This is a genomic window from Bacillus sp. es.034 (genome assembly GCF_002563655.1).
Classification (GTDB): domain Bacteria; phylum Bacillota; class Bacilli; order Bacillales; family Bacillaceae_B; genus Rossellomorea.
The window spans coordinates 2,113,795-2,133,261 of sequence record NZ_PDIY01000001.1; the positions used below are offsets into that span (position 1 = coordinate 2,113,795).

Below are 19,467 nucleotides of genomic sequence, written 5' to 3' on the forward strand. Positions count from 1 at the left end.
TTTTCTATACTTTATTAAGAGAAAAACAATTTTAGTAGTATGTAATCACCTTAGGTTTTCCGTTTTATTCTACTGGAAATAGAAGCCTTTATACCGTCTTTGAAAGAGGAATCGTTTATTGGAAAATTATTTTACCCGTTAGGTGCAACAGAATGGAAGATGGAAAAGGCCGCAGGAATCTCAACTCCGACTTACCAGAAAGCAGGCAAAGTGGATTTTCAGGGGGAAAAGTACTAATTAGTTTTATTCTATTAGACGTTTGAACAGGTCACTTCTCTTACCTCTCCATACGATAGTAAAGACAATATCATGTATAGGAGGTTTTTTTCTGTGACATTTCCCAGTAATTCGCAGTATACCCCTGTTATAGTCGGAGGTACACCCATATTTGATGTCTTAGGAGATGAGAGTCCCGTTTCGACGGACATTGTAGGGAATTCCACTTTTCCTGCGGGTTTTTTTGCATACGACGGGGAGAATGTGTATTTTCGCTTAAGACTGAACGGGGATCCCCGAAACAATCAATTAACAGGTTTCAGAAATTTTTCATGGGGAGTATTAATAAATACTACCGGTGTCGCCGGGACATACGACTGGCTGTTTAACGTGGATGGGTTGAATAACCGAGTCAGCTTGGTTCAGAATACGGTGAAACTGGTTAACTCGTGGAATGATCCAGCCGAAGGGACTGGTGGGGGGAACCCTAACTTTACTCAATCGATCACCAACTTTGATTATGCCAGGGTCACGCCTGCCGATTCAAGCATAGGAGGAGATCAGGATTATTTCCTTGATTGGTTCCTTCCTGCAAGCACAGTGTTTTCTTTCTTAGGAATCAATGCTTCATCCGCTATACGTGCTGTATACTTTTCATCAGCCAACTCTAATAACTATAATAAAGATTCACTTCGGACCAGTGAGGGATTTTCTTTCGCCAATGCATTCACAGACCCAATTACTCCAAATCAAGCCGATATCAGGGCAAAGCTTTCAACGAACAAAGTAAGGAACTCAGGTCCCCAGTCCGTTCTACTTGGTCAGCAGGCAACTTGGACAGGAACTGTCACTGTGACGAATACCGGCCTTTCTCAAGCCACGTCGGTCTTTCTGGATGATGTCATCGGTCCGGATACCGTAACCGGCTTTGTGGTGAATACGACCTCCCAAGGGCTCACCACGTACAATCCAGCTACTAAGTTATTGACCTGGAACATTGGCAACCTGAATCCAGGGGCGACGGCCACATTGACATTCACACTTAGTGGTGCCTATACAACCAGTGGATCAAGAAACCTAGATCGGGTACAGGCATCAGGCTTTGATTCCTCAACAGGTACCGGCCTTCAGTCCAACACTTCCGTGGTTACGATTAACGTACAACAAAGCTCAACCGTCAACGGGACCATCACGGATCAGACAACCGGATTGGTACTTCCGAATGCTACTGTTTCCCTTCTCCAGGGAATGAGTGTCATTGCGACAACACAAACCAATTCAAGTGGTTTTTATTCGTTTACAAATGTAGTGCCGGGCAACTATACGGTTCAAGCGGCATTAACGAATTACGTAACGGGGACAGTGAATGTGACTGCGACGGGAGGGGCTTCAACAACGGCTAATATTGCCCTCGTACCTCAGCCGAGTACGATAACAGGGAACGTCTCTAATGGTGGTGCCATTAATAATGCGACCGTTCAGCTTCTTAATAATTCCGGTACGGTGGTGGATAGCACGACCACCAACGTGGCCGGTAACTATTCCTTCACGAATGTGACACCAGGACTCTATAATGTTTCTGTCGTTGCAACAGGATTCCAATCTCAGACGAAAGCCGTGGTGACAGAACCGAATCAGGCATCTGTGGTCAATTTCACACTGGTTGCCAATCCCGGTGCAATATCCGGTACGGTCCGTGATGCATCTACTAATAATGCGATCCCATTTGCCAATTTAGAACTTCTGGACTCCAATGGGGTGCTCATTGCTTCCACGACGGCTGACGGTAGTGGTCAATATACCTTCAATAATTTAGCACCTGGAACGTATCAGGTCAGGTCCTTTGCTGTTAACTATAGTTCTACGACGGTCTCATCGACAGTCACCGCCGGAAATACCACAATCACCAACCTCTTCCTGGACCCGAATCCAGGATCCATTCAAGGGACGGTCGTTGACGCCGACACCTTGACGGCAATCTCTGGTGCATCCGTACAGGCCATCAATAGTCAAAATGTCATTGTAGCGAGTACCACAACGGATGGAAGTGGGCAATACTCTTTCACCAGTCTTACTCCCGGTTCATATACCCTCTTATTTACAGCGAGTGGTTATGCGACTCAAACACTCGGTGCCATCGTCGTATCAAATACAGTCACCATTGTAGATGCTGCATTATCGAGGCTCTCTGGTGCGCTGATTGGTACCGTTCAGGACCCTAATGCTTCAGCCATTCCCGGAGCAACGGTAACAGTATTTCAGAACAATATCCAGATAAGTTCAGCGATCACGGATGCAAATGGGCAATATATGGTGCCCGGCCTTCCTCCTGGAAGCTACACCATTGTCGTCAGTGCACCAAATTATACGACGGAAACGGTTGCTGCCATGATTGAAAGTGGTCAGACGACAACAGTTAATGTCACCTTAAATGAGAATCCCGGTACATTGACCGGTTTTGTCAGGGATACCGATAATAATCCGATTGCAGGTGGAAGTGTCACCGTGCAAATCAGCACAGGAACGGGCATCATCGTTGCCACAACTGTTACAGCATCAGATGGCTCCTATACGGTTCCGAACCTTGCTCCCGGAAATTATACAGTAGTCGCTGCAGCCACCAATTATCAAGCAGCCACTCAAGGTGTGACGATCACGTCCAATACGCCGAGCGTTGTGAACTTTAATTTGGCATCCGATCCAGGATCCATTGCAGGAAACGTAACCAATGTTCAAACAGGAACCCCGATCATTGGCGCAAATGTTCAGGTGAGGGTGGTGGACTCCAGTGGAGCGGTTATCGCAACAGCGTTAACCGACAATAACGGTCAATATGTCGTGAATGGGTTGGCACCGGGGGTATATACGGTCGTTGTATCGGCCCTGAATTTCCAGACCAACGCTGCATCTGTGCAGGTATCATCCAACCAAACCGTTGATGGCAGTGTGGCATTGGAGCCTGATCCTGGAAGGATAACCGGAACCGTTGTGGATAGTCCGGGAGGCAACCCGATCGCAGGAGCAAGCGTGAATATTGTCAACAGCTCCGGTAATCTGATTACGACGGTACTGACGGATTCAAATGGACTATTCATGGTAGAAGGACTTGCACCGGATAACTATACAGTGAATGTATTCGCTGCTAATTTCCAGAACGGTACAGTCGGTGCTCTCGTTTCTTCAGGACAGACAACACCTGTCTCGGTTTCGTTGCTTCCTAACCCAGGGTCGATTACAGGAACCGTTACTCCTATCGTTCCAAACACAATCATTCAGTTAAGGGACGTAAACAATGTCCTGATCGATTCTGTCGTGGCCAATCAAGATGGTACTTTCTCTTTTAATAACTTGACACCAGGCACATATACAGTGTCAGCTACAGCTCCCAATTATTCCACAGCCCAGGCAGGAGTTTCGGTTCTCGCCAGCCAAGCATCTTCAGTCTCGTTAACACTGACACCTAATCCCGGCTCTGTATCCGGAGTTGTAACCGATAATATGGGAACTCCAATCGGGAATGCCACCATTCAAGTATTTGATCAGAGTAATATCCTGATTGGTACTGGGTTTACCGACGCATCCGGTCACTATGTTATAGGAAATTTACCGAGTGGTTCTTTTACGGTGGTGGCCAATGCGCCTGGATTTGGTCAGGTGATCACAGGAGTCAGTCTTGGAGTGGGGCAGGATTTAACCGACGTCAATATTTCATTGATTCCGAATCCCGGAAGTATCAATGGGCAGATTACCAACCTGACGACTGGCAATGTCATTGCCGGTGCAACAGTAGTGATTATTGACGGGATATCCCAGATCCCTGTAGCAACGACAACGACATCCGAATTCGGTAACTATTCTGTCAGTGGGCTGGCTCCGGGATCCTATATCGTCTCTGCCTCGAAATTGAATTTCACTACAGAACAGATCGGAGCCATCGTCCAAAGTGACTCAGCTACGAGAGCGGATCTTGCCTTAGGGGAGAATCCAGGCACGCTGTCAGGAAACGTGGAGGATACAAACGGAAATCCTATAACGGGTAATAACATTCAAATCTCTGTCTTTAATGAAAACAATGTGCTCGTTGTCAGTTTTTTTGCCAACTCTGATGGGACGTATTCAGTGCCTTCTCTTGCACCAGGCACGTATTTCGTTACAGCTGCAGCCCCGAATTATTCGTCGTCCACCGTATCGGCAATTATTCATTCCAATCAAACCACAACTGTTACCAACGTGTTAGCCGCAAACCCTGTGACCCTCTCAGTGCAGGTGTTGATTCAGAATACCTCAATTCCGATAGAAGGATCGACCGTCACCATTCGTCATTCGAACAATATCACGATTGCCACCGGGATTACGGATGCGAACGGATTCGTCACTTTCACCTCCTTGCCGGCAGGTACGCTGAATATTACGGCAGATGCCGCCACATTCGGGACAGATACGAAGTCTGTTATCGGGGGACCTGGCGACATTCTCTTTGCTGAACTCAGTCTTTCTCCAAATCCTGGACAGATTCAAGGGTTCGTTACGAATCTTGCAAATGGAGATCCCATTCCCAATGCCGTCATCCAACTATACGATGTCACAAATGTACTCGTCCAAACCACTTTATCCAATCAAAATGGGGAGTACACGTTTTCCGGAGTCACCCCTGGAGTATATACGGTGGTGGCAAATGCAGCCGAATTTGGTCCGGAGACGGCAGGAGCGATCGTCACATCTAATCAAACCAGCTTCCTGAGCTTTGCTTTACGTCCAAACCCTGGAATCGTTCAAGGATTCGTAAGGGATTCGGTTACTCTCGCTCCAATAGCAGGAGCCACTGTAGTCGTTCGTGAACTTTCCGGAACCGGGCCGATCATTTTCACCACCATCACAGATTCGAGTGGATTCTTCCAGACAACCACTCTATCCCCATTGATGTATGTACTGGTGGGAAGTAATCCAAATTACGGGTCTTCAGCAGTTTCAGCAGAAGTCATGAGCGGAGGGGTCACCAATGTTGAAATTCTTCTCACACCGAATCCCGGTTCATTAACGGGGACGGTCAGAGATGCGCAAACCTTACAACCGTTATCGGACACCTTGGTAAGGGTCATTGACAGCCAGGGTACGGTTATCGCCACAGTACAGACGGATGTGAACGGGGAGTATGTCATTCCTGGTCTGGCAGAGGGAAGCTATACCGTTGCGGCGATCAATAATGGTTATCAGGCTTTACTTCAGCAAGTCAACATTCAACCCAACACTACCACTTTGTTAGACTTCAATCTTCTGGCTAACCCTGCTACCCTCAGTGGAAATGTCGTGGATGCCGTTACAGGTTCTCCTTTGACAGGAGTCATCATTGAAGTTTATGCAAGCGGCACAGGCATATTAGTAAGGAGGGTCCTTACGGATGAAAACGGAAATTATTTAATAGAAGGGCTGCCTCAGGGAGCGTTTGATGTCATTGCCCAACTTGAAGGATACGCCATCAATGTTAATAATGTCTTCTTAGCACCTGGTCAAGCTGAGGTGTTGGATATCGCTCTGATCCCGTTCCCGGCAACGATTCAAGGGACGATACGAGATTCTGTTACAATGAACCCGATCAGCGGAGCACTTGTCAAAGTGGTGATACCAAATACAGATATCGTCGTTGGAAGCGCCCTGACATCGAGCGATGGAACGTATTCCCTCGGCAACTTACCAACCGGTAGTTACAATGTGGTCATTTCTGCAGACGGTTATGGAACAGTCGTCATTCCAGTCATCCTTATTCCCAATGAGACAGAAACAGTGAATGCAGCGTTAGATCCTAATCCTGCTGGAATTACAGGTACTGTCTTCAATGCACAAACTGCGACTGGAATCCAAGGCGCATTAGTAAGGATCTTTAACTCAGACGGTGTGTTTATTACCAGCACCCTGACGGATGAAGATGGAGCTTACGTGATTACCGGGTTAGCAGAAGGTCAATATACGGCCATAGCAAGGGCAGATGGGTTTGGGGATCAAATAGCGGTTGTGACGTTATCACCAGGTGAAACGGAAATTCTTAATTTTAGTCTATCGAACCAACCGGCAGTTCTTAGAGGAACCGTTCGGGACAGAGTCAATCATCTCCCCATTCAATCAGCGCTTATCCAAGTATTCAGGGTAGGGACGACAATCCCCGTAGCTTCTGTCCTCACCGATAGCTCAGGGGAGTACCTGATTACTGGACTTGATCCCCGTGAGTACCGGGTGGTCTTCTCTGCAGATGACTATACCAGTGAAGTATTCAGGATCTTCCTCACAAATGGAGAAACGAGAACTCTGGATGTAGAACTTGGCCGACAGCCTGCCACCCTGAAAGGCACGGTCACGGATGCTGGGACAGGAACTCCAATTCAAGGTGCCGCTGTCGTCACAGTCATCAGTGGGTCTGGAATTGTGGTGGCATCAACCTTGACGGACCAAGAGGGAAGGTATATTCTGACCGGGCTACCTGCAGGTGACTATAATGTTATTTTCTCCGCAGACGGATATGTCAGCCAGACAATCCCTATTACCCTTAGTCTAGGAGAAACGGCAATTCTTAATGCAGCACTAGAATCAAATCCGGCTACGATCACCGGAAATGTTAGGGATGCAGGTACACTGGCTGCCATTGAGGATGCCCTTATCCAAGTCTTTACAACCGATGGAAGATTACTGGGTGTGACGCTTACGGACAGGGATGGGAACTATACACTTTCAGGACTGCCTGGAGGAGAAGTGGTCATCGTTGTTAGAGCAAGAGGATATCAAAGTCAATTCCAAACGGTCACACTCATCAGGGGGACCACAAGAACGCTCAACTTCTTGCTAAAAGACAATCCTGCGAGTATCAGAGGATATGTTACAGATATTCAGACGGGAGCACCGATTTCACAAGTACTTGTACAGATTTTCCCCGTTGGATCCCAAGTCCCGATACGATCCACCTTAACTGATCCCAATGGATTCTATATCTTGTCAGGGCTGCCGCCTGGGAATTTCATCATCAGGTTTACGGCACCGGGATACCCGGTGAAAGAGGTGAGCATCACTCTGCAAGAAGGTGAGGATCGGGTGCTGAATGTTCAGTTAGGAGAAGTACCCCCTCCACCATCAAATTTGAGACCTGAATGCATCGCGGTAGACAAGGTATATGATTGGGTCATTGCTACCCATAACGCAACGCAACATATTAGGTTATCCGAAGGCTGCAGTGAGCTGGTGGATGAACTCCTAAGAAGGGGAGAGGGCATAAAGGTTTCTTGTCAGTTAACCCCCACCGGATGTTCAGTCATCGGATTTGAAAGAGGGACACCGGGATATGTGGAGATTCGTGGGCAAGCAGCGCTTCAATTGACCATCCAATCCCGGGTAAGTGAAGCAGAGTCCTGCACGATGGATATACCGGTCTACTTTGATAAAAAGATCGCCGTTTGCTTACCTGAAGGAATTAATCCCGGAAATGTGAACTGCTCCATAGTAGATATTAAATGTAGGGAAAAGAAGGGAAGTCTGACCCAGGAACAGGTACAAATTCAACTCATCGCCTGCCTGGAAATTGAAATCCTTCACCCGGTCATCCTCGAAGTACTTGGTACATTTTGTACTCCAAGAACAACGGTGGAGCGGGTAGAAGAAGAGGATGATATGTGTTACTAAGAAAAAGAGGTGTTCTCCGAGAGAGAGCACCTCTTTTTTATATCCATAAATCAGCAGGATGGAAAATAGTCCATCCTCCCTAGGGGATGAAACATTGATCCTCCTCCGTTTTTCTATTAGGGATAGAGAACAATCTTCCAATACGCAAAACATATAAACGTACAAATCCACGAAACAAACCCAAAGGCGGTCACAATGGTTGTTTCACCCCAGCCGTATTTTAAGCAGTAGTGGTAATGAATCGGAGTCATTCTGAAGATTCGCTTACCCCTCGATTTAAATGAAGCCACCTGCAGAATGACCGAAAGTTGTTCAGCAAAGTAGATAAAGAATAGCAGGGGGATGAGAATTTCCACTTTTTCAATAACGGCAAGAAATGAAAGGGAGCCCCCTATCGCCAATGACCCTGTATCCCCCATAAAAGCACGGGCAGGAAAGATATTATAAATAAGAAACCCCAGTAAGCAGCCAATCATCACTAAACAAAAAAGCTGGACCTCACTACTGTCCGAAATCATAAAAAAGAAAAAATAGGTTGGAATCGCGACGACTCCTAATAGACCGTCCAAGCCGTCTGTAAAATTAATCGCATTGGCAGAACCGACGACAAATAAGGTGATGACAATGAGATATAAGTACATTGGAAGATCAATAGAGAAATTTTGATAGATGCCAATGGTCGTATCAATTCCTAGTGCATTCATCAAGTAGAAAAGCAGCGTACCCGTAAATAGAAATTGGAAGATAAGCTTCGTTTTACTTGAAACACCACCGGGATCTTGACGGGACGCTTTCCAAAAGTCATCCAAAAAGCCAATGAAGCTGAATAGAATGTAGGTTATGGCCAAGAAAAACATCAGGGGCGTAGGCGAAAAAAATAAGGATACGATAATTCCGATAAAGAGGATGATTCCAAACATCAGGGGAGTCCCTTTTTTGATTTGATGATTGGAAGGAAGCTCTTTTCGGATCGGCTGCAGGAGCTTTAATTTTCGTAAGAGTGCAATGAACAGAGGGGATAAAGCTGAGACTAAAACAAAAGCAATAATGGCCGGGATTAATTGATCTCTCACTTCTTATCTTCTCCTATTCTATTTAATTGTCTATACATAAGTTCTATGAAGAGAGTGGATATCCTTTAATCAATTACAGAATTTGGTGCCCAAAATAAGCTTGCTTACAAAAAAATGGGTAGTAGGCAGGGTTTGACATATATTGCAACGAATATATAGGTAAAAAGTGGAATGTGGGTGGAAATGCTGAGTAAGATTATTGAGTATTACAATCAATTTGATGAGTGGGGAAGACTTGAACGTGAACCCGTTGAATTTCAGGTGAATTGGCATTACATGAGAAAATATATGCCCCGTTCAGGATCTGTTCTTGATAATGGAGCGGGACCGGGGAAATATTCAATGGAACTGGCCAAAGTTGGATATAGGGTGACGCTGACCGACTTGACCCCACGATTAGTTGATATCGCAAAAGGAAAAGCAATGGAACTCCATTTAGAAGAACAATTCGAAGGGTTTCATGCAGCAGACGCCAGGGACCTTCACATGCTTGAAGATGAACAGTTCGATTCTTCCTTCATGCTTGGTCCTATGTACCACCTGCAAAAAGAAAACGACCGCATAAGCGCCGTGAAAGAATTAAATCGAGTGACCAAAAAAGATGGGCTGGTCTTTGTTGCGTTTATGCCGAGAATCAGACATATCCTCACATCGCTTCTATCTCCTGACAACTGGAAGCCCCATGATGAGATGGACAACATAATGCAATTTTCCCAATCAGGCTGCTTTAATCACGCTGATGAAGGGCGATTTACAGGAGCCTATTATTTCGAAATAGAAGATATCAATCCTTTTATGGAAGAGAACGGTTTTGAAACAATCGAGCTGATTGGTTCCAATGCAGGCACCGTTTTGAATCAAGGTAATTGGAATTACTGGAGAGAAAAAGGGGGAGACGAAGTAAGGAAGATCATAGATTTGATTATAGAAAGAGCGACAGATCCTTATATTCTTGGCATTTCTTCTCACCTGCTTTATATTGGACGGAAAAAATAAAACGGAGGGATCATAGATGAACGAAAAATTGTTAAGGATCGGAACAACTTATATTCCAGTGGCTGACGTGGTACGTTCTTCGGAATGGTACGTAACGAATTTGGGGGCAGAATTAAACTATAAAGATGAGGATAAAGCCATTTTGAATCTTGCCAACCAAAGCATCTTTCTTGTGAAATCAAAAGAAAACGAGAGTGCTAACTTTATAGATGTTCATGGTAAGGAACGCTTTTCTTTAACATTTGAAGTGGATGGGTTAGAGGTTTTGGAAAATATGCGCGGGGATTTTATTCGTCGAGGGATGAAGGTTGGAGAGATTGAGGACAGGGGTCACTCGGGGAGGAATTTTGTTTTTTATGATGTGGATGGCAATAAGTTCGATGTGTGGAGTGAACTTAGTCCGACTTTCAGGGAGAAGTATTTGGTTTCGGAATCAAAATAGTATAGATGGGTGGGCCACATCTGATGGGTGTGGTTTTTTTTATGGGGTAGAATTCTGGGTTCAGCTGCTGATTACAAAATAGGTGCTTATCCAAAACAGGATAAGCACCTTTATAAAATTACTGAGCGACTTTCTCCTCACTCTCCAACTGCTGAGCACGTTGTCGCTTCGACTTCCTGAAATACAGCAATTCGTAAAAAACAGGAACGACAACAAGCGTCAGCACCGTGGCACCGGCAAGACCGCCGATGACGACAACGGCAAGTGATTTCGAGACGAGACTTCCATCTTCCGTGTGACCGAAGAGAAGGGGAAGCATGGCACAGATGGTGGTGATTGCCGTCATGACGACCGGACGGAGACGGGTACCGCATGCTTCCAGGATTGCGTCACGAATGATCATCGTTTCCTCATTCTGCTTGACGCGGTCGATCAAGACAATGGCGTTCGTCACAACAATACCGATCAGCATCAACGCTCCAATGAGAGCCGTTGCGTCTGCAGGGACTCGTGCAATCAGTAGTCCGAGGACGGCTCCGATTGAGGCGAGTGGCAGGGTGATCAGAATAGCCAGCGGTGCTTTCAACGTCTTAAAGGTCAGGACCATGATCAGGTAGACGATCATGATGGATGCAAGCATCGTCATGCCAAGATCCTTAAAGTCGTCGGCCTGCTGGGCAGCGGCGCCGCCAGTATCAAGGGAAACGCCTTTTGGCAGGTCGATATCCTTGATTTCGGTACCGATATTCTTCGAGATGACCGAAAGCTCTTCAGGTTTTACCTCTGCCGTAATTCGAACATATAAATCACCATCTTTATGCAGGACGGTACTTGGTTTTTCTTCTTCCGTTATGGAAGCCACTTCCGTAAGAGGCTGAATGCCTGAGTTTGTGGCAATCGTCAAGTCTTTCAAATCTGACGTTGATTCAGGATTGACCCCTGCGTCCAGAAATACAGGCGTGGTTACATCATCCAAATTGATTGCCCCGATTGGCTGTGGGTTTAATAAGGAACGGATTTGCATGGCCGTTTGCTGGGCGTTCGCTTTCTCCGTGTTGACGTTAACGGTGAAGACCGGAGACGTTTTTTCCTGGTTGCTTGAGACTTTCTTCACTCCGTCCACATCTTTGATCTTATCCATGATCGTTTTGGATGTAGTCAGAAGTTCATTCGTGTCACTTCCGACGACGTCATAGGTGATGCTGGAGTTGGACGAGCCTCCGAAGATGGACGATGGGGATGCTGTAATCTTCACATCTTTTTCATTCTTTTTCGTTTCATTTACTTTTTTGATGAAGGATTCCGCATCGGCTCCTTCTTCCAAGATAACAGTGTAGACCGCCGTGTCTGGATCACTCACGGCTCCGTATTGGGCATTTTCTTCACTTGCACCGTATTGGGTAATTAAGTAATCGTATCCTTCAAACCCAGATAACGTGCCTTCGAATTCCATGGTGCGGTCTTTGATCGTTTCTTCCGGCGTATCACTCGGGAACTCCATGGTGACAGCTACAAAAGAAGCGTCATTCGCGCTCGTGGCTGCTTTCGGTAACGTGATATAAAGAGCGATGGATCCTCCGAATACAAGAATGGCCAGCAGGATGGGAACCCATTTATGATTGAGTGACCAGCGCAGTACATTCACATAGTGGTGCGGCGTGTTGTGTTTTGGTAAGGTCGTATTTTTCAACATGCCACGGCTTAACAATGGCACGACCGTAACGGCCACAAGCAGGGATGCAAGTAATGAATAAGTAACAGTCAAACCGAAAGGAAGCAGGAACGCTTTTAACGATCCATTGACGAGTCCCATCGGCAGGAATACGGCCACTGTGATGAGAGTGGACGACGTAATTGCTCGGGAAACTTCCTTTGTTGCGAGCAGGACATTCTGTTTGGAAAGCTTCTCATTCTGGCTGCGCCGGAAAATATTCTCGACGACGACGATGCTGTCATCGACCAGTCGTCCGACGGCCACCGCGACTCCTCCCAGTGTAAGGATATTCAAGGTGACTCCGGATAACCAGAGTAGGAAAAGTGTGATACAGAGTGATAATGGAATGGAAACGACGGTGATCAGGGTCGGCTTGAATTTTCTTAGGAACAAAAGAATGACAAGCGTTGCGAAAAGAGCACCTAAGGCTACTTCACGAACCATGGTGTTGACCGAGTTCTCCACCATATCACCAGTGGTAAACAGTGCCGTTGCTTCGACACCGTCATAGTCCTTGTTGATTTGATCAACTGTATCTTTTACATCCTCTCCAGCGGTAACGGCACTGGCATCGCTTTCTTTGAACAGGACCAATGCCAAGGCTTCTTTCCCGTTGACACGGGTGATGGTGTTCTCCGCTTTTACCTTTTCAATGGTTGCGATGTCTTTCAATTTCACAGCAGGAGCATTCGGAACCTGCAGAGGTACAGGCAAGTTCTTCAAGGCGTCAACGGAATTCAGATTGTCCGTGACGTTGATCGTACTCTTCTGACCATCAATCGTCGTGCTTCCGGCAGAGGCGGAAACATCCTGACCTTGCAGCACGCCCATCACTGCGTTGACCGGGATATGTAACTTCTCCAGTTTGTCGTGATCCAGGTTGATTTGAACCCGTGGACTATTTTCCCCGGCGATGCTTACCTGAGACAGGGAGCCCTTATTTTCAAAGAGCGGCTTGAACTCATCATTGACAAGATCAAGATTCTTCTTCGTCAATCCGTCATCAAATGTCACCGACACCTGACTGATCGGAATCATCGAGGTATTCAGCTGAGAGATTTGCGGTTGCCCGACTCCTTCTGGAAGCTGGATTCCTTTGATGGCCTCTTCGACCTTGTTTTTGGCTTCCTTCATGTCACTTTTTGAATCAAAGTTGATGGTCACCTGGGAATATCCTTCCCCGGTCGTGGACAGGATGGATGTCTTCCCTGAAATCGATGTCACGGCCTGTTCCACAGGCTCTGTGATGTTCGTTGTCATGGAGCCGGCGTCATACCCCTGACCAAGGGTGACGACTGTCACTTGCGGATTATCCGCTTCAGGCAGGAATTCCATAGGCAGACGGAAATAACTTATGATGCCGAGAAGCAATGTGATGATGATAAATAGTGTCATGGCTGCCTTATTGCGGAATACCCAATTAGTTAAAGCTTGCATGTGTTTCCCCCCTAATACTGTTTGGTTTTAAACCTTCTTTTTAAAGATACTGTAATACGAACGGCATCACAGCCACCTCGAGGCTAATATTCGCCTAGGTCTTGAGGCGGATTTCCTCTTGTCACAAAATTCATTTTACGGTAGAGCAGTCCCTGTTATTCTTAAAAACTTGTAAATTTTATGTAAGGAACTGCTCTGTGTAAAAATATTCCTGCCACAATATAGTATTATAGTATGAATGGTAAGAAGTGGGAATAGGGTATTTCATGTAAGCAAAAGTTTTACAAACCGATTGTTTATTGGAAGAGTTTTTGGAATAATTGGAATTTGATGGTTCGAAGTAAGATGAGAAGAGGGACCGTTTGAAAAAGCGAGACGTACATAATAGAGTAAGTTCGTCCTGGAGGTGATTATATGGTTTTTTATGATAAAACGGTCCATATCCTGAATGGAACAGAAATGTACAAACACTTCAATACGACAAAGTTTCTTGAAACAGAAAGCATGATTCCTTTCAACGAAGCTATGTGTTATGGAGAGACATGCAAAGCCATATTTTCAGATGAGTTCAATGAAATGCGTTCGAAGGTTCATCATGTAACACGGGATCAATATGCTGACATTACACTCAACCCGTTGCAGCCGCTTTTTAATGAAAATGTGGACCATATTGCCTTATGGTTTGATGAAGATATGTTCTGTCAAATGAATGTGCTGACGATACTCGCCTGGTTGGACCAGAGAGAGTATAAAGGGGCGATTGATCTGCATCTTGTGGATCATCAGTATAAGCCAGTGAGCGAATACTCTCTCCAAGCGAAAGGGTATGCAACTCTTTACGAACAAGTAATGATCCACCATAAAATGCCTGAGGCCGTTGAGCTAAAACCTATATATAAAGGCATCGAACTCTATTTAAATTACCTTCAGAAAGATAGTGAGCTTATGTTGTATATTCAAAAGCATCGGGAAGTTCCGGAGGAGAAGCTCGTGTCGCTTATGATTGAGAATTTTAAAGAGTATGGGTTGGGGGATACGCAGTACTTTAAATTGATTGAGGATTGTCGTCAGAATCGATGACATTCTAACTAAAAAATCTTTGAGTATAAATGTGTCCATTTCTTTCTAGTCGTTTAAAACTTTAACGAGGTGATGTAATGGGTGTTTATTATTTTGCAATTCTGTTTATAGGTGTTTTTCTCATTTTTCGTGCAGGTTTGCAGGCGTTTAAGCAGGGAACAATTTTAAAACCAAAGGTGTTTTTCTATGGTGGAATGGGTGCTGCATTGATTGGACTATCGATTTTTATGTTTACACCGGGGAGTGCGGATATAGTTGCTGAACTTTTAGGGTTGGCTAATAAACCAGATTAGAAATACCATTTCTATTCAATTATACTTAAGAAAACAGTTGTAAAAGGAGTAGATTTACAATGAACAAGGTCACACCATTTTTAATGTTTCAAGATGGAAATGCCGAGGAAGCAATGAACTTTTACACCTCTCTGATTGAAGATTCAGCCATTACCAATATTGCTCGATATGGTGCAAATGAAAGTGGAGATGAAGGTACGGTCATGCAGGCGACTTTCACGTTAAAGGGACAGGAATTTATGTGCATTGACAGTAATGTGAAGCATCAGTTTGACTTCACGCCTTCTTTCTCCATCTTCCTTACATGCGATACGGAAGAAGAACTTGAGACAATCTATGTGAAGCTGAGTGAGGGCGGTCAAGCGCTTATGCCATTGGGAGATTACGGATTCAGCAAGAAATTTGGCTGGCTGAATGACCGGTTTGGGGTATCCTGGCAGCTGAATCTGCCTAAATGACAGAGAGTGGGGAGGACAACCCCTACTCCCCCCTTTTAGCACATTAACTGGAATTCTCACTGTCTGTTCCCTCTATTTTTCTGGGTGATAGATCAAATATAGTAGGTCCCCTTTAGAATCAAAGGGTAGAATGGGGGATCTTCTTCAGTTGTCTTCCTATTGATTGATTTCACTGTTTTTAGGAACAGGATTGTTGTTTGCTTTTCTCATTATAGCAATAAATCCACGGGATATAAGAAAAGTAGTCGTCAACGTAATTAAACTTGTGTAGATATTCCAACCTTTTTTGAATTTAATTAAACTTGTCCTTGTTTCAAAAAAATATTCTGCTATCACCATGGGGACACTGAAGTAAAGTGACTTTAGTATGGTTCCTAAAATAGTTGAACTTTTAGTCACTTGATTATAGTAGACACATGCTATGGGATAAAGTAAATAATCAAAAATAAAGCTAATATCAAACGATTTAAATAATTTAACTGGATATGTAATATAGCCTTTGCGAACAATGAATTTATCCAAAATGGATGAGAAAAGGCCTTTAAATAAAAAAATCATCATCCAATCCTTTACAGGAGACTTTATCATTAATTTACCAAAAGAGATTAGTCCAAAAATCAACAAGAATCTAAGTATATTTCTTTCGAATTTTTGATTCATTTTTTTATCTCCACTTCTCTTGACTATAATAGTTATTCTGCGTTTTAAAGAGTGTCTTTATACAAATAGGTTCATGCGCATCTTGAAGAAAAAATGCACAAAAAATTATGCATATAAAAACATGAAAGTGAGTGAATAATTTATGAATAATCTCTCTCAAATGAGAATTCAAAGGACAGCTTCTGAGATTTTCGACGCATTTATTGATCCTGGAAAAATAGGGAACTTCTGGTTCTCCTCAAGCTCTGAAAGGTGGGAGGAAGGAAAGACTGTGACGTTGAGATATGAAGAGTATGGCGCCCAAGGGGATATACATATAGTTGAAATTGAAGAACACAAGAAGATTGTCTTCGAGTGGGCAGGAAACCATATAGTAACCATTTCCTTTACTCAAGAAGAAAAAGGGAGCACAATCGTTGGGGTTGAAGAAGAAGGCTTCGATGAGAACAATGAAGATTTTATCAGCCAATTAGTCGACAACAAAGAAGGCTGGGTATATATGCTAACATGCTTGAAAGGGTACATGGAGTATGATGTTGATCTTAGAGCATCGCTTGTTAAGTAAGGTGTAAAGTATCTGGATAATTACCAATTGTAAGTGACGATATGAATTTGGTTAAAGTAAATGAATTAAAAAAAGCTCAGAGCAAATACCTCTGAGCTTTTATCATATGTATTCGTTTCATATGCTGTATTCATACATCAAACTTCTCTTCCTACTTCTATTATACCACGATAAAAAAATTCATTACAGACTGTTTCTTCCTGTGCACTACTGCTAAAATCAAAGAACATTGATGGATAAGGGGTGTTGCAATATGGATTCATTGGTTCTCAGCTTTCAGGAAATGGAACAATCGGAGCTTTCGCTTGTAGGTGGAAAAGGATTGAATCTAGGGCTGTTATCAAAGATTCAAGGAATACAGGTACCGGACGGATTCAGTGTGACGACGGTTGGATTTCAACGAGCGGTTGAACAGAATGAGACGTATCACGCATTGCTTGCCAGTTTATCCAAACTCAAACCCGAGGACCGGAATCAAATTGGGGAAGTCAGCAAGAAGATACGGGATGTCCTCCTGAATGTAACGATTCCTTCCAATGTAGTGGAGGCTGTTATGCACTATCACTCTCAGTTTGGAGAGGAACATGCCTATGCCGTGCGTTCAAGCGCAACGGCGGAAGATTTGCCACATGCCTCTTTTGCCGGTCAGCAGGATTCATACCTCCATGTGATCGGCAAGGATTCCATTTTGGAGCATATTCGCAAGTGCTGGGCATCACTTTTCACGGATCGCGCCGTCATTTACCGCATGCAGAATGGGTTTGATCACGATCAGATTCACATTTCCGTTATCATTCAGAGGATGGTATCCCCGCAGGTTTCAGGGATTCTTTTTACGGCTGACCCGATGAGTTCCAATCGGAAAGTGGTATCTATCGACGCAGGTTTTGGTCTTGGAGAAGCATTGGTGTCCGGTTTGGTTTCACCAGATTCCTATAAAGTTCAGGACGGCTTGATCATAGACAAGAAGATTGGAACGAAGAAATCGGCTATCTATGGGGTGAACGGTGGCGGGACGGAGACGCAGCCTATACCTCCGGATCAGCAAAAGGCAGCGGCCCTTACGGATGAACAGGTTATACAGCTTTCCCGAATTGGCAGGAAGATTGAAGCCCATTTTAACTGTCCACAAGATATTGAATGGTGCTTAGAGGGTGACACCTTCTACATTGTACAAAGCCGGCCGATTACGACGCTATACCCGATTCCCGAAGCGGTTGATGGGGAGAATCGAGTGTATTTATCCGTCGGTCATCAGCAAATGATGACAGATGCCATGAAGCCACTCGGGTTGTCTTTTTTCCTGTTAACCACGCCGGCACCGATGAAAGTCGCCGGTGGAAGATTGTTTGTGGATTGCACCCCTCGGTTGGCAACCCCTGCAAGCAGACAGTTGTTCATCGATTTAATGGGGAAATCTGAACCACTAATAAAAGATGCTCTCACAACGATTGTGGAGAGGAAAGGTTTCATCAAAACGGTGGAGGATGAAGCTATGCCTGCTCCAAGGGAAGGTGGAGTCGAGCCAATCGACCCCGATCCTGCCATCGTTGCGGAACTAATTAAGAATAGTGAAGCATCGATCGAACAGTTGAAACAAACCATTCATTGGAAAACGGGATCCGAGTTGATGGATTTCATATTAGAAGATATGAAGGAATTAAAGAGGATTCTATTTGATCCGCAAAGTTCCCGGGTGATCATGGCTGCAATGGATGCTTTATTCTGGATCAATGACCATATGTACGAGTGGTTGGGAGAAAAAAATGTGGCAGATACACTGTCTCAATCGGTCCCGAATAACATCACTTCTGAAATGGGCTTGGCATTGATGGACGTAGCCGATGTCATACGACCACACCAGGCAGTAATCGATTATTTGCGCCAGGTAAAAGAGGGTGATTTCCTGGATGAACTGGTGAAAGTCGAGGGTGGACAGGAAGTCAGGGAAGCCATCGAAGACTTTCTCTTGAAATATGGGATGAGAGGCAGCGGAGAAATCGATATTTCGAGAGTACGTTGGAGTGAAAAGCCAACAACCATTGTCCCGATGATTCTCAGGAATATCCAACAGTTCGAGCCGCAGGAAAGCAAACGTAAATTTGAGCAAGGGCGGCTGGAAGCGATAGATAAAGAACGAGAATTACTGGAGCGATTAAGCTCATTACCAGATGGCGAACAAAAGGTAAGTGAGACGAAAAGAAAGATCGACATCATCCAGCATTTCACCGGTTACCGGGAATATCCGAAATACGGCATGATTCATCGCTACTTCGTTTACAAGCAGGCTTTATTAAAAGAAGCTGAGCGGCTAGTTGAACAGAATATTCTTCAAGAAAAAGAGGACATTTTCTATCTTACATTCAATGAATTGCAGAACTTGGTGGGAACCCATGAACCGGAAGATGCTCTCATTTGTAAGCGAAAAGAAGAGTACGATTTTTATGAAAAACTGACGCCTCCACGCGTGATCACGTCAGACGGGGAAATCATCACCGGTGAATACAAGCGTGAGAATCTTCCCGAAGGTGCCATTCCCGGCCTGGCCGTTTCATCAGGAGTGATAGAAGGACGGGCACGTGTGATTGTCAACATGGAGAACGCGGATCTCGAAGAGGGAGATATACTCGTCACCCCGTATACCGATCCGAGCTGGACACCATTATTTGTATCCATCAAAGGATTAGTCACAGAAGTGGGCGGATTGATGACCCATGGAGCGGTCATTGCAAGGGAGTATGGACTTCCGGCTGTCGTCGGCGTTGAACGTGCGACCGAGCGGATACAAGATGGACAGAGGATCCGGGTGCATGGGACAGAAGGGTATGTTGTGCTGTTATAAGAGAAAATAGAGAGGGACGGACCTTGCTA

At 44.9% G+C, this 19,467-nt stretch carries 11 protein-coding genes; 8 read left to right on the forward strand and 3 right to left on the reverse strand.

What is annotated here, in order from left to right:
- Window positions 1-330: 330 nt before the first annotated feature.
- On the forward strand, window positions 331-7,878 hold the full coding sequence (locus ATG71_RS10765; protein WP_179886516.1) for a carboxypeptidase regulatory-like domain-containing protein: 7,548 nt from the start codon (window positions 331-333) through the stop codon (window positions 7,876-7,878).
- A gap of 116 nt (window positions 7,879-7,994) precedes the next feature.
- On the opposite strand, the gene mraY is transcribed toward ATG71_RS10765, so the two are convergent.
- Window positions 7,995-8,951, reverse strand: a complete 957-nt coding sequence (mraY, locus tag ATG71_RS10770; protein ID WP_098439604.1) for a phospho-N-acetylmuramoyl-pentapeptide-transferase — start codon at window positions 8,949-8,951, stop codon at window positions 7,995-7,997.
- 186 nt (window positions 8,952-9,137) lie between these two features.
- On the opposite strand from mraY, the gene ATG71_RS10775 reads away from it, so the two are divergent.
- Window positions 9,138-9,947 (forward strand): class I SAM-dependent methyltransferase, encoded by an 810-nt coding sequence (locus ATG71_RS10775; RefSeq protein WP_098441793.1) that lies wholly within the window; start codon window positions 9,138-9,140, stop codon window positions 9,945-9,947.
- A gap of 16 nt (window positions 9,948-9,963) precedes the next feature.
- Window positions 9,964-10,389, forward strand: coding sequence for a VOC family protein (locus ATG71_RS10780; RefSeq protein ID WP_098439605.1), 426 nt, complete (start codon window positions 9,964-9,966; stop codon window positions 10,387-10,389).
- A gap of 118 nt (window positions 10,390-10,507) precedes the next feature.
- On the opposite strand, the gene ATG71_RS10785 is transcribed toward ATG71_RS10780, so the two are convergent.
- A complete protein-coding gene (locus ATG71_RS10785) occupies window positions 10,508-13,540 on the reverse strand; it encodes an efflux RND transporter permease subunit (RefSeq protein ID WP_098439606.1) in 3,033 nt (1,010 codons plus the stop codon).
- A gap of 414 nt (window positions 13,541-13,954) precedes the next feature.
- Here ATG71_RS10785 and ATG71_RS10790 point away from each other — a divergent pair, with 414 nt between their 5' ends.
- The 3 genes from ATG71_RS10790 (at window position 13,955) to ATG71_RS10800 (ending at window position 15,371) form a co-directional block, all read left to right on the forward strand.
- Window positions 13,955-14,620, forward strand: a complete 666-nt coding sequence (locus ATG71_RS10790) for an AraC family transcriptional regulator (protein WP_098439607.1) — start codon at window positions 13,955-13,957, stop codon at window positions 14,618-14,620.
- A 77-nt stretch (window positions 14,621-14,697) separates the two neighbouring features.
- On the forward strand, window positions 14,698-14,913 hold the full coding sequence (locus tag ATG71_RS10795; protein WP_098439608.1) for a hypothetical protein: 216 nt from the start codon (window positions 14,698-14,700) through the stop codon (window positions 14,911-14,913).
- Between the two features lie 59 nt (window positions 14,914-14,972).
- A complete protein-coding gene (locus tag ATG71_RS10800; protein WP_098439609.1) occupies window positions 14,973-15,371 on the forward strand; it encodes a VOC family protein in 399 nt (132 codons plus the stop codon).
- Between the two features lie 156 nt (window positions 15,372-15,527).
- Here the strand turns inward: ATG71_RS10800 and ATG71_RS10805 are convergent, their stop codons facing one another.
- Window positions 15,528-16,031, reverse strand: a complete 504-nt coding sequence (locus tag ATG71_RS10805; RefSeq protein WP_098439610.1) for a CBO0543 family protein — start codon at window positions 16,029-16,031, stop codon at window positions 15,528-15,530.
- A gap of 160 nt (window positions 16,032-16,191) precedes the next feature.
- Here ATG71_RS10805 and ATG71_RS10810 point away from each other — a divergent pair, with 160 nt between their 5' ends.
- Together ATG71_RS10810 and ppsA are read left to right on the forward strand one after the other, a co-directional pair.
- On the forward strand, window positions 16,192-16,596 hold the full coding sequence (locus tag ATG71_RS10810; RefSeq protein ID WP_353616312.1) for an SRPBCC domain-containing protein: 405 nt from the start codon (window positions 16,192-16,194) through the stop codon (window positions 16,594-16,596).
- Between the two features lie 253 nt (window positions 16,597-16,849).
- On the forward strand, window positions 16,850-19,438 hold the full coding sequence (ppsA, locus tag ATG71_RS10815; RefSeq protein ID WP_098439612.1) for a phosphoenolpyruvate synthase: 2,589 nt from the start codon (window positions 16,850-16,852) through the stop codon (window positions 19,436-19,438).
- Window positions 19,439-19,467: the final 29 nt, after the last annotated feature.

Bases quoted from the DNA above. Each gene is read 5' to 3' on its own strand.
- ATG71_RS10780 (WP_098439605.1), top strand. From the start codon at position 9,964: ATGAACGAAAAATTGTTAAGGATCGGAACAACTTATATTCCAGTGGCT.
- ATG71_RS10785 (WP_098439606.1), bottom strand. From the start codon at position 13,540: ATGCAAGCTTTAACTAATTGGGTATTCCGCAATAAGGCAGCCATGACA.
- ATG71_RS10790 (WP_098439607.1), top strand. From the start codon at position 13,955: ATGGTTTTTTATGATAAAACGGTCCATATCCTGAATGGAACAGAAATG.
- ATG71_RS10795 (WP_098439608.1), top strand. From the start codon at position 14,698: ATGGGTGTTTATTATTTTGCAATTCTGTTTATAGGTGTTTTTCTCATT.
- ATG71_RS10800 (WP_098439609.1), top strand. From the start codon at position 14,973: ATGAACAAGGTCACACCATTTTTAATGTTTCAAGATGGAAATGCCGAG.
- ATG71_RS10805 (WP_098439610.1), bottom strand. From the start codon at position 16,031: ATGAATCAAAAATTCGAAAGAAATATACTTAGATTCTTGTTGATTTTT.
- ATG71_RS10810 (WP_353616312.1), top strand. From the start codon at position 16,192: ATGAGAATTCAAAGGACAGCTTCTGAGATTTTCGACGCATTTATTGAT.
- ppsA (WP_098439612.1), top strand. From the start codon at position 16,850: ATGGATTCATTGGTTCTCAGCTTTCAGGAAATGGAACAATCGGAGCTT.